Source organism: Mesorhizobium sp. P3_A10 (assembly GCF_056403175.1).
The window spans coordinates 1288339-1300987 of the sequence record NZ_JBFUFZ010000002.1 but is presented as its reverse complement, the minus strand read 5'-3'; the positions used below and the strand labels follow the sequence as shown (position 1 = coordinate 1300987).

The window sequence follows — 12649 nt, the reverse complement described above, 5'->3', positions numbered from 1 at the left end:
CGTCGGCACCAACGACGCGCCGCTGATCACCTCGGCTGCGCAGTCGGGCAACGTCTCGGAAGGCGACGACCTGCCGACCTCGGCGCAGCAGGCAACCGGCCAGGTCACCTTCTCCGACGTCGATGCCTCCGACAGCCACAGCTTCTCGGTCAGCATCGCCGCCGCCCACGGCACGGCCAGCGTCGATCCCGACGGCACCTGGCACTATACGGTCAGCGACAGCGGCGCCGTCGATGCACTTGCCGTCGGCGAGCATCTCGCCGACAGCTTCACCGTCCAGGTCGATGACGGCCATGGCGGCCTTGCCGCCCAAGTGGTGTCGATCGACATCGTCGGCACCAACGACGCGCCGCTGATCACCTCGGCTGCGCAGTCGGGCAACGTCTCGGAAGGCGACGACCTGCCGACCTCGGCGCAGCAGGCAACCGGCCAGGTCACCTTCAGCGACGTCGATGCCTCCGACAGCCACAGCTTCTCGGTCAGCATCGCCGCCGCCCACGGCACGGCCAGCGTCGATCCCGACGGCACCTGGCACTATACGGTCAGCGACAGCGGCGCCGTCGATGCGCTTGCCGTCGGCGAGCATCTGCCCGACAGCTTCACCGTGCAGGTCGAYGACGGCCATGGCGGCCTCGCCACCCAGSTKGTGTCGATCGACATCGTCGGCACCAACGACGCGCCGCTGATCACCTCGGCTGCGCAGTCGGGCAACGTCTCGGAAGGCGACGACCTGCCGACCTCGGCACAGAAGGCAACCGGCCAGGTCACCTTCTCCGACGTCGACACCAGTGACAGCCACAGCTTCTCGGTCAGCATCGCCGCCGCCCACGGCACGGCCAGCGTCGATCCCGACGGCACCTGGCACTATACGGTCAGCGACAGCGGCGCCGTCGACGCGCTTGCCGTCGGCGAGCATCTGCCCGACAGCTTCACCGTGCAGGTCGACGACGGCCATGGCGGCCTCGCCACCCAGGTGGTGTCGATCGACATCGTCGGCACCAACGATGCACCGGTTGGCGTGAACGACACAAGCCTCAGCGCGGGTGCAGTTGCGGCAATCGAGAAGGGCGGCGCACTCAACGGGTCCGGCGGCAACAACGGCACTGGCAATGTGATCACCAATGACACCGACGTCGATAGTGCCAGCCTGACGGTGAGCGCCATCCGCACCGGCGGCACCGAAGGCGCCGGCACGGCCGGTTCGCTGGGTGTCGGCCTGGTGGGCGCGCACGGCACGCTCACGATTGCTGCCAACGGCAGCTACACTTACGTCGTCAACGAGAACGACCTGACGGTGCAAGCGCTCACTGCCGGCGGTTCGACCACCGACACCTTCAACTACACCGTCAGCGACGGCGGCCTGACCGACACGGCTGTGCTCACCGTCACCATCAACGGCGCCAATGACGCGCCGATCGGTGTAAACGACAGCAGCGCCAGTGCGGGTGCGATTGCGGCAACCGAGAAGGGCGGCACGCTAAACGGGTCCGGAGGCAATAACGGTTCTGGCAATGTGATCACCAATGACACCGACGTCGATAGTGCCAGCCTGACGGTGAGCGCCATCCGCACCGGCGGCACCGAAGGCGCCGGCACGGCGGGTTCGCTGGGTGTCGGCCTGGTGGGCGCACACGGAACGCTCACGATTGCCGCCAACGGCAGTTACACTTACGTCGTCAACGAAAACGACCTGACGGTGCAGGCGCTCAATACAGGCGGTTCGACCACCGACACGTTCAACTACACCGTCAGCGACGGCGCCCTGACCGATACGGCAGTACTCACTGTCACCATCAACGGCGCCAATGACGCCGCGGTTCTGTCCTCCGCCTCGGTCAACCTGACGGAGGGCGACACGGCAGCGGCGATCAGCACCTCCGGCACGCTGACGATCAGCGACGTCGACAGTCCGACAACCTTTGCCGCCCAGGCTGGGACCGCGGGCAGTTACGGGACCTTCGCCATCAATGCGGCGGGCGCCTGGACCTATACTGCCTCCTCGGCTCATGACGAGTTCATCGCCGGTCAGCATTACACCGAAAACTTCAACGTGCTCAGCTCCGACGGCACCCAGACTTCGGTGCACATCGACATTCTTGGTACGAGTGATGGTCCGGCGGCCGTTGGCGACAACATCGTCACCAACCTCGCGTCGGGAAGCGCCGTCATCATCCCGGAGTGGGCGCTCATTGCGAACGACCCCGCATCGGCAATCGATGTCGCGAGCGTAGGGTCCGCGACCGGAGGCACCGTCTCCCAGTTGACCGGGTCCGGCGCAAACGGCACCGTGACCTTTACCGACACAGCGCCCATGGGCGGAACGTTCACCTACACGGCTACCGATGGAACGAGCGCTGGCGCGTCGGCCCTGGTGACTATCACCCAGGATACTGCCGGTACGCTCGATGGGACCTCGGGCGACAATATCCTTGTCAGTTCAAACGGCGGAGCGACACTCGTCGGGGGAGCGGGCAACGATGTGCTCCTCGGCGGCAGTGGCAGCGACACTTACCAGTTCGGCCTGGCAGACGGCAAAGACATCATCTCGGATGCCGGCGGCGGCGGTGACAGTATTCAGATCGTCACGAGTGCACCATTGAACAGTACGTCCGTTGGAACGCTAAATTTCGAAAGAGTGGCGAACGATCTCATTGTCGATGTTGGAACTACTGAGATTACCATTCGCGACCAATATGTTGGAGGCACTGATGTCGAGAGCATACAATTCACAAATGGCGGCACCGCTTACGGGTATGCGCTCAGCACCTTGTCATACAGACTGCAAACGAGCCTAGCGGGTGGTGGCACGGACGACGTGATCGCGTCCACTTCTACAGGTCAGGCGCTAACCGGTGGGAACGGCAACGACCTCCTTTTCGGAAACGGCGGCGACGATATCACCATTAACGGTGACAAAGGCAACGACCTCATTGTTGGAGGTACCGGCAACGACACGCTTCTCGGCGGCGACGACAATGACACGCTGGTCGGCGGCATCGGCGCCGATACACTCACCGGCGGGGCGGGATCCGACACATTCTACTATGGACCAACCGTCACGGATTCCGCGCCGGGTGGCGGCAATTTCGACACCATCACCGACTTCGTGCACGGTACTGACAAGATCAACCTGTCCTCGATCGATGCCAATACGGTCAGCGGGGGTGATCAGGCTTTCTCGTTCGGGGTGCTGTCGAATACGGCCACCGTCGCCAACAGCATCACCTGGTCGGAAAGCGGCGGCAACACGATCGTTCGCGCCGACGTCGACGGCAACACGACAGCCGATTTCCAGATCACGCTGACGGGTACCGGGCTTGGACTGACGGCGAGCGATTTCATTCTGTGAACCGGGAGGTGGGCCTGCGGACAGGCGTGGGCCCGCCTCTTTTCCCGCCAGCCGAGGATTCAGCTTACGAATTAAGGTTTACGGTAGAATTCCAAGTGGGCCGCATGGTCGATCGAGGGATCAAGAGTAGTATCGGTTCCGGGCGTGGACAGGGGGGCGGTTTTCCGCTGGGTATTTGAGTCTCGACAACAAATCCAAGATCGTGAGGAACGCCCTGTTGGCATGCCGCCGCTATTTCCTGGTCGCGGCGGTGTTCAGCCTGGCGATAAACCTGCTTTACCTCGCCTCGCCGCTCTACATGCTGCAGATCTACGACCGGGTGGTCACCAGCGGCAGCGAGACCACGCTGGTGATGCTGACCATCGTGCTTCTTGCGGCCTTCCTGGCGCTGGCCGGTCTCGACCTCGTCCGCTCCTGGATCCTGACCCGCGCCAGCGCGCGGCTGGACCGGCTGTTGTCCGCCAAGATCCTGGCGGCGTCGGTCGAGGCGCCGTCGCCGGGCTCTTCGCAAAGCCAGCCGATCCGTGATTTCGACACGTTCCGGCAGGTCATCACCGGCAGCGGCATCCATGCCCTGTTCGACCTGCCGTGGTCGCCGATCTACATCGGCATCATCTTCCTGCTGCATCCATGGCTCGGCTTCTTCGCGCTCGGCTCCTCGCTGCTCCTCATCGGCATGGCCGTGCTCAACGAATATCTGGTGCGCAAGCCGCTGAAGCAGGCCAACGACCTCGCAACGGCCAACTACAATTTCACCGAGATGAGCCTCAGGAATGCGGAAGTCGTTCGCGCCATGGGCATGATCGACGGGCTTGTCCGCCGCTGGGGCCGCGACCGCGGCCTGGCGCTGCAGCGCCAGGCGCAGGCCAGCGACCGCGCCGCACTGATGTCTGGGCTGATCCGCTTCCTGCGCCTCACCATGCAGTCGCTGATCCTCGGCCTCGGCGCCTGGCTGGTTATCGAGCGCCAGGTCAGCGGCGGCGCCATGTTTGCGGCGAGCCTGCTGCTGGGCAGGGGACTGCAGCCGGTCGAGCAGATCGTCGGTCTCTGGCGCAGCCTGATCCTGGCGCGGGCGGCGCTTGCGCGGGTCGAGAAGCTGGTCGATGGCAGCGCGTCGGCAGAACGCTCGTTCAACCTACCGAAGCCGATCGGCAAGATCGCCGTCGAGCAGGTGAGCTTCGCCATTCCCAATTTGCAGAAGGCGCTGCTGCGCGATGTCTCGTTCCAGCTCGAGCCCGGTGAAGCGCTCGGCATCATCGGTCCCTCGGGCGCCGGCAAATCCACGCTTGCGCGCCATCTTGCCGGCATCATGCAACCTAGCCGCGGCACTGTCAGGCTGGACGGCGCCGACATGACGCAATGGGGCAGGGAGGCACTCGGCGACCATATCGGCTACCTGCCGCAGGACATCGAGCTGTTTTCCGATACAGTCGCCGCCAACATCGGCCGCTTCAAAACCAATGTCGACCGCGAGGTGATCGAGGCTGCGCGGCTCGCCGGCGTGCATGAGATGATCATACGCCTGCCTCAGGGCTACGAGACGCAGATCGGAGAGGGCGGCGCGGTTCTGTCTGGCGGCTATCGGCAGCGCATCGCGCTGGCCCGTGCGGTGTTCGGCACGCCGAACCTCATCGTGCTCGACGAGCCGAGCTCCAATCTCGACGCCGACGGCGACCGCGCGCTGAGTGACTGCGCGCTCGAGCTCAAGCGCCGCGGCAGCACGGTGATCATCGTCTCGCACCGGCCTTCCACCTTGGCCAATGTCGACAAGATCCTGCTGCTTAGGGATGGCGCCGTCGAGGCCTTCGGCATGCGCAACGAGATTGTGGCGCTGCTCAACCAGCGCGCGGCACCAATGGCGGTGGCAACCCAATGACCGACATCACTTATCGCGGCCCGTCTGGCGCTGATATCGGCGCCGATCCCGATTCGATCAGGGGGCCGGTCTTGATCGGCCTGCTGATCATCGTTGCCTTCTTCGGCGTCTTCGGCGGCTGGGCGGCGGTCGCGCCGCTCAACGGCGCCGTGCTTGCCGACGCCGTGGTCAAGGTCGAGGGCAACCGCAAGAGCGTCCAGCATTTCGATGGTGGCACGGTGAAGGAGATAAGGGTCAAGGACGGCGACATGGTGCGGTCGGGCGATATCCTGGTTGTCCTCGACGACACCCGCGTGCGGTCCGAGTTCAACCTCTACTCGCGGCAATATGCGCTGCTGCGCGCGACCGACGCCCGCATCCGGGCCGAGCTCGACGGCACTGAGGCGGTCGCTTTTCCTAACGACATAACTGCCGAGCACCAGGCCTATCTCAAGGATGCGATGGCGAACCAGATCGCCGACCTCGAGAGCCAGCGCGCCTCGATGGCCGGCGCCACGCAGATCCTGCAGAAGCGGATCGCCGAGCTCGAGGAGCAGATCGAGGGCAAGCAGGCGCGCGTCGACTCCTACCGGGCGCAGCTCAAATCGACCGTCGACGAGAAGGCGAGCCTGACCAAGCTGCTCAAGGCGGGGCTTACCACGCGCCCACGCATCCTGGAGCTCGACCGCTCGGCCTCGGACCTGCAGGGCCTGATCGACGAGACTCTGGGCGAAATCGCCGGCGGCCGCCAGAGCAGGGCGGAGCTCGAAAGCCAGATTGCCCAGCTCACCAACGAGCGCCGCGCGAAACTATCTTCCATGCTGATCGAGACGCAGTCGAACCTCGCCGACCTCGTGCCGAAGATGTTCGCCACCCAGGCCGCCATCGATCGCGCCGAGGTGCGCGCGCCCTATGACGGCCAGGTGATGGACCTCACCGTCTTCTCGACCGGCGCGGTCGTTTCTCCCGGCCAGACCATCCTCGATATCGTGCCGACCAAAAATTCGCTGATTGTCCAGGCGCAGGTTCGCGTCGAGGACATATCCAGCCTGCGCGCCGATATGACGGCGGAAGTGCGCTTCACCTCCTACAAGCAGCGCTCGATGCCGATCATCCACGGTCACGTCGCCCGCATCTCGGCCGACCGTGTCACCGACGCCAAGACCGGCTTTCCCTACTATGTCGCCGACATCGTGGTGGACCCGGAAGAACTCGCCGCGGCGCCGCAGATCCAGCTCTATCCCGGCATGCCGGCGTCCGTCATGATCGTCACCGAGGAGCGTACCGCGCTGGACTACATTCTCGGGCCGCTGACCACTTCGTTGCACACCGCCTTCCGGCAGAGGTAGCCTTAGTGCAGACGGTTCGCAGGCGCGGGCGAACGACATACGGCGAATGGCGAACAAGTTTGCCTTTGCAGGGGTTATCGAGCCGCCCAATTGGCTGCATGCAAGGGTTCAGCTGTCCACCACTTCGGCAACGTTGCCGAAGTGCAGCGGCAATGGCCGGTTCGGGTCACGTCACGACGATACTCTTACCGACTTGAAGGTCCGCTTTGAAGATCCGAGGCCCGAAGCTGCCAGTCCGCTATCGGCCCCATTACAGTCGTTCCCCTGATCCATGTCAGAGCAATCGACACCATGCGTCGTCAGCGCCTTCGTGAACTCCGCGAGTATCCGATCGATGCGACATGAGAATCCTCGGCTAGTGGTAGTATCCAACGCAGCGAGGAACGTCGGGTTGCCTCTCGCTCCTTCCCTCCGGTGAAATGCGCGATAACTTGCCCTTGAAGGAACGGAGGCGGTTCAAGCTAGGTGGCTTGTCGTCGTGATGAGTGGACCATCGCGCCCGTGACGACGCGATGGTCCTCCGTTTCAGATCGACCTGTCGTTGGTTCGCTTAACCGGGCGGCTCTTCCGCCGATGGACGTCAGGCCCCGGCGCGATTTTCGCGCGACCCTCGAAATAAGCTTGGCGGCGCTGCTCCAGCCACGCTTCGACCTCTTCAAGGTCCCACACGACGCATCGCGGCGTGAGATTGAAACGGCTAGGGAATTCGCCGCGCTTCTCCATCTCGTAAATGGTGCTTTCGGCGAGCGGCACGATGAGCCGCAACTCGTGCCGCCTTATCGTTCGCGGCAGGCCTGTCAGGACGGTTGCGGGACCCGAATATCCAACTGGATCTTTGTCACCGTCATCGTGATGATAGGGCAGTATCAGGACGCGTACGCGGCTTGGCTTCTTGGTCATGTCTATCCTCCTGTAGTTAGAGGACGTTTGATGAACCTCGAATTTGCCTGTTCGCGAGGGTGTGGAGATGCCGATGAAGGGGCGCTGACGGTACTTTTGGAAGCATTCGCGCTCTCTCTGTCAGATATGAACGTGCACCTCGACGGCCGATAGTAGTCGATAGATAGATCGCAAGAGTTACGAGAAATTCTCCAACGAAATCAAAAGCGTAGCTATTTGACGGCCCGCAGGTCGGTAGTATCCGGCCTCAAAAATATTTTCTTAAGTAAATTCAATGCGTTAGCAGAGCCGTGAACAATCGAGTGGGAGTAGGGGTGAGCGTAGTTTGGAGTGCTCCGGCGTAGTTTTTCGCAAAAAAACAACGATTTGCGGTTCATCTCGTTCACTATCGTTCTTGCATCAACAACTGAAATTACCACGCTGTGACCGGCCGGTGTCACAGCTTTCCTACTCCGTTGTGCCAGCTTTTTTTCTGCGCCGACTGGTGTGCGACTGCGCGACGGCCATTTGCAACTCGGGCGTGATTTCCAACGGCGCATTCTCCGCCTCATGTGGGTTCTGTAGCCCCTGGACGTGGACAGTCGGAAATGGCAGTTCGATTCCCTGCTCCTTGAAGACCTGGCGCAGCCGCACATAGAATTTGCGTTTCATGCCGAAGGCGCCTCCGGGTCTGGTCATGGCCTTGACCCTCAAGACGATGCCGTACTCGCCGAACTCCTGTACGCCCTGCATCTTGATCGGGTCGAGCACCCAGTTTTTGAACTCGGGGTCTTCCGCCAGTTCGAGGCCGATTCGCTTGATCAGCTTGCGTGCGAAGTCGATATCGGTGTCATAGCCGACGGTGATGTTGAACTTGTCGATAACCCAGTCACGGCTCTGGTTCTGGACCGCCCCGAGTTCACCGAAAGGTATGGTGAACAGCGGACCACGATGGTGGCGCAGCTTCACCGAGCGCAGCGAAAAGCTTTCCACAGTACCCTTGTAATTGCCCGAGGAAATATATTCGCCGACACGAAACGCATCATCGAGCAGAAAAAACACGCCCGAAATGATGTCCTTGACGATGGTCTGTGCCCCAAAGCCCACCGCGACGCCGACGACGCCGGCGCCGGCGATCAGCGGGCCGATCTGGATACCCAGCGAGGCGAGCATCATCAGCACCGCCATCACGATGATCGATGCGAGCAGAATGTTCTGGAGGATCGGCAACAGCGTATGCAGCCGCGCCTGCTGCGGATCGAGGATCGGGACTTCCTCCTCGCTGATCACAGGGTGCGGTGTTTCGATGCCCAGCTTTCGCTCGATCAAAGCCTTGATGATCGACCAGCCGAAATCGGCGGCGAGGGCAATGACCACGACATTGATCAAGCCACGCAATATGAACGTCGTCGTCGTATCGCTGTCGCGCATGGATTGCATGTTCAAACCCCAGACGCGCGCGAGAAAGTAAGCCGCCGCCAGGATAAAAATCATCCGGATTGCGCGATCGATGACGGCGATCGTCACCGCCGGGATCGTAGGCCGGCCGGCCTCTTCCGAACCCGGCCGCAGGACGAAATTAACCCCGCGCTGTGTCAGCACGATTGCCAAAGGCAGGAAGAATGCGGCGAAGGTAAACCAGAAGTAGGTATAAAGGCCGGCGATGCGCTGCAGGAACAGGGCGACGAAATACGCAGTCAACAACCATGTCGTTTCCGTGTGACCGCTGTGGCGCGAACCGTCCCGCTGCGTTCTTGGCCGACGCCAGATGGCAAGCAGCAAGAGCACCAGCAGCACGAAATCGGCGCCCAGTGAAAGGACCATCATTCCGTCCTGATCGATGCCGAGACCCGGCAAGAGGATGAACGCGGCGCCGAAGAAGACGAAGACGCCGACGATCCGGGGTAGCCAATAGGACCAATGGTCAGCCACTTCGTTGGTGATCGGCAAAGCACGAACCTCGACGGCGTTCTCGACGTTCATGAAGGAAGGGACGAGCGTGGCCATGACGTACAGGCGCACACCCCATGTAACGACTGCCGCCATCAGAAATGTCAGCACAATCTCGCGGATAAGCATTGGCCAGTCGAACAGCATGAACGCGCCGGCGCTGCCCAGTGCAAACGAGACGATCAGCATGCTGGAATAAAGCGCGCGACCGCCAATCTTCTTGGCTCGCCCGATGGGTGTATCCTTCGGTTGCGCGATAACCCAAAGACGAAATGGACGGGTGACTTTGTACGTCGCCCAAGTGAGCGCCAGGCCGGCAGCGATGAACATCGCAATCAGGATCAATACGCTGACAGGCCCCTTGCTGGACATATCCTGCATGGTCTCTGCCCGAACGCGCGCGAACTGGCCTGGCAGCAGGGGCAACGTTCGCACGATTCTTTCGATATGATGCCTGACCCGATCGAGCGTCGAGGACGCCATCGTATTCATCTGGCCGGGTGCGGCCGCGGCGCCGGACGATGCGTCGGTCGGCGAAGCTCCCGTCTCGGCAGGCGTTGATCCGGCGTCCTGATTTCGTTGTTCGGCCACCCAGGCCTTCACCGACGGATCGTAGAGAAGCTCGAACAGCTGTTTGACCCTTTCGGGCGGGACGGTTGCCGGCGCCTGCGCCTGTGCCGGGCCAGCCAAGAGGAGGGTGATTCCAAAGACGAGCGGTACGGCAATCAGGACAAACATCGCCGTCAGATCTCTCAGGCGTCGCGCCGAGCACACCAGGTTCCTGGCTCCCAATCGTCGAATCACAAGTGGCATCGTGCTGCAACCTTCCGGCCAAATCGGCGGGCAATGACATCTATGTCCGTCGTTGCTCCTACCTTGAACAAGCCGATCTTGTGGTGCAAGACGTCATCGTTTCGAGCTGGACCGTTGCACCGGGCACTTGGCGGTGCTTATTGGCCGCCGGGGAGGGCATTCCGACCCCGGTCCAGACCCAGCCAACTCCTGCCGAAGAAACGAAAGCTCGATGGTCCAGGACAATACAATCGAGGCGAACGGCGGTGCCGCTTCCGAAGCCCTCGCGTGGATCGCATTGCGAAACGCCGCGTCGGATTGCGGCTCAGGCTCGCGTTCGATCGACCCGCAGTCCCTGCGCGCGCTGCCGGCAGGACGCAAGTGGGTGGGTGAGGCCGCCAAGGTGATCTTCGATGGCCTTATGGCGGGAAGCGTGTCGGCGCCAGCGCAATTGGCCGCCAGGTGGGACAGGTTCGGCGGGGCCGTTACCGAGTTGATCATCGAACTCGGCAAGGTCTGGGACAATCCCGGCGCGGCTCGCCGCATCCAGTATCAGTTGGAGCAAATGCTTCTCGAGGCCGACGATCTTGCCGCACCGCGCAGGCTGGCGCGGACGCTTGGAATTCGCGTCGACGCTCGGAATCCGGCCTCGACCGAACTGCCTGAGGGTATCGATCAGATCTACGCCCATCTGATGATCGATGGCCAGATCGAAGCCGTCGTGCAGTTCGGCGTGCTCGGGACGGTGACAAGGGATCATTGGTTTGAATTGATCCAGAATGTCGTGCCCGCTGAGCGGCTTGGCCTTGCAGCCGAGGCATTGTCGACGGAGGCGGAAGGCCGGTCCGACCCGGACAGCCACTTCGGCAAACTCGCCCAATTGGCCGCACAAGCACGGGAGCTGGTTCGCTCGAGCGCCGAACCTGCACAGCCTCCCTCGGCGCCGCGCCGGGCACGGACCGCGGACAGGAATGATCGCGCGGCGTTCTGGAACAGCTATTTCGCGACCGAGGATCCCTGGAACTACAGTTCGCTCTATGAGCAGGAAAAATACCAGCGGCAGCTCGAAATTCTGCCGGCCGGTCCCATCGCGCAGGCGCTTGAGCTGGCCTGCGCGGAGGGCCATTTCACGCGGCAGCTGGCGCCGCGCGTGGGCCATCTGACCGCAACCGACATCTCCGCCATAGCCATCGAGCGGGCCCGTGCACGATGCAGCGATCAGCCGAACATTGAGTTCGGCGTACTGGATTTCGCTGCCGACTCGCTGCCGGGTGAGATGGATCTGATCTTCTGTTCGGAGGTGCTCTACTATCTGGACGATCTCGCCGAGTTGCGGCGCATCGCCAAGAAATTCGCTGCGGCGTTGGCGCCTGGCGGCAGTTTCATCAGCGCGCACGCCTTCGTGCTGCGTGACAATGTCGAAAAGACGGGCTTCGACTGGAACACATTCGGTGCCCAAACGATCTCCGAGACGCTGGCAGCGACCGAAGGCCTCGTGCTCGAGCAATCGATCCAGACCGAGCTCTACCGCATAGACCGCTTCCGCCGCCTGTCACCGGACGAAGTGGCGACGGAACCTGTGATCGATCATGTGCCAATCCGCGCGCCTATCGAAATCGGGGTGGCGCGAAATATCGTCTGGGGAGGGGCGCGGGCCTTGCGCCGCGACGTCGCGCGCAGCGAGCGGCGCCAGCGTATCCCTGTTCTCATGTATCACGGCGTCGCCGATGAAGGTCCGGCCGCGCTCACCCGTTTTCGGCTGACGCCCGCCGCATTCGCCAGCCAGATGGCATGGCTGCGCGCCAATGGCTTTCACGCTGTCAGCTCCGAGCAGCTGGAAGGGTTTATCGCCAACCGTCAGCCTTTCGCGGGCCGTCCGGTGCTCATCACTTTCGATGACGGGTTCCAGAACTTTGCCGACCATGCCTGGCCGATCTTGCGCGCCAACGACCTGTCCGCGGAAGTGTTCTTGGTGACGGACCTGATGGGTGAAACTGCACGATGGGACGCCTACAACGGTCCGCCGGCGCAGCTTATGACCGCCGGGACAGTCCGACGCCTCGCCACCGAAGGCGTGTTCTTCGGCAGCCATATGGCGACGCACCGCGCGATCGATGGTCTGTCGAGCGCTGACCTGGCCGGCGAACTCCTGCGCTCTCGCATGTTCATCGAACGGTGGACCGGTCGGCCAACCACCGCGTTCGCGGCACCCTTTTCCGTCACCGACCCACGGCTCGGCCGGCTGGCCAGGGAGTGCGGCTATCGAGTGGGCTTCGGTCGCAAACACGGGCCGGCGGACCTCGATAGCGATCCCATTGACCTTCCGCGCATCGAGATTCGAGGCGACCGCTCGCTCGATGACTTTGTTGCCACTGTCAAGGCCGTGCTCGATGAACGCTGAACGCGTCAGTGCCCCGCTCACAATGCGCAAGATACAATCGACGAGACGCGCCGCAGCCTAAGAGCACAGCCCCG

The 12649-nt window shown here is 62.6% G+C and carries 7 protein-coding genes; 4 read left to right on the top strand and 3 right to left on the bottom strand.

Annotation, left to right across the window (positions count from 1 at the left end; genetic code table 11):
* From AC1DXU_RS12925 to AC1DXU_RS12915, 3 genes are all read left to right on the top strand, one after another.
* Positions 1-3349: beta strand repeat-containing protein (locus AC1DXU_RS12925; RefSeq protein WP_477368866.1), on the top strand; the 3349-nt coding region annotated here is incomplete at its 5' end.
* 217 nt (positions 3350-3566) lie between these two features.
* A complete protein-coding gene (locus tag AC1DXU_RS12920) occupies positions 3567-5225 on the top strand; it encodes a type I secretion system permease/ATPase (protein ID WP_477368864.1) in 1659 nt (552 codons plus the stop codon).
* On the top strand, positions 5222-6553 hold the full coding sequence (locus AC1DXU_RS12915) for an HlyD family type I secretion periplasmic adaptor subunit (RefSeq protein ID WP_477368862.1): 1332 nt from the start codon (positions 5222-5224) through the stop codon (positions 6551-6553). Before AC1DXU_RS12920 ends, AC1DXU_RS12915 begins: the two co-directional genes overlap by 4 nt.
* Before the next feature lie 525 nt (positions 6554-7078).
* Here the strand turns inward: AC1DXU_RS12915 and AC1DXU_RS12910 are convergent.
* The 3 genes from AC1DXU_RS12910 to AC1DXU_RS12900 form a co-directional block, all read right to left on the bottom strand.
* On the bottom strand, positions 7079-7453 hold the full coding sequence (locus tag AC1DXU_RS12910) for a helix-turn-helix transcriptional regulator (RefSeq protein WP_477368860.1): 375 nt from the start codon (positions 7451-7453) through the stop codon (positions 7079-7081).
* A 447-nt stretch (positions 7454-7900) separates the two neighbouring features.
* Entirely contained in the window at positions 7901-10120 is a 2220-nt protein-coding gene (locus tag AC1DXU_RS12905) for a mechanosensitive ion channel family protein (RefSeq protein WP_477368858.1), read from the bottom strand.
* Between the two features lie 379 nt (positions 10121-10499).
* Entirely contained in the window at positions 10500-10865 is a 366-nt protein-coding gene (locus AC1DXU_RS12900) for a hypothetical protein (protein ID WP_477368856.1), read from the bottom strand.
* A gap of 3 nt (positions 10866-10868) precedes the next feature.
* On the opposite strand from AC1DXU_RS12900, the gene AC1DXU_RS12895 reads away from it, so the two are divergent.
* Positions 10869-12575: an SAM-dependent methyltransferase gene (locus AC1DXU_RS12895; RefSeq protein WP_477368854.1), complete on the top strand. Its 1707-nt coding sequence runs from the start codon at positions 10869-10871 to the stop codon at positions 12573-12575.
* Positions 12576-12649: the final 74 nt, after the last annotated feature.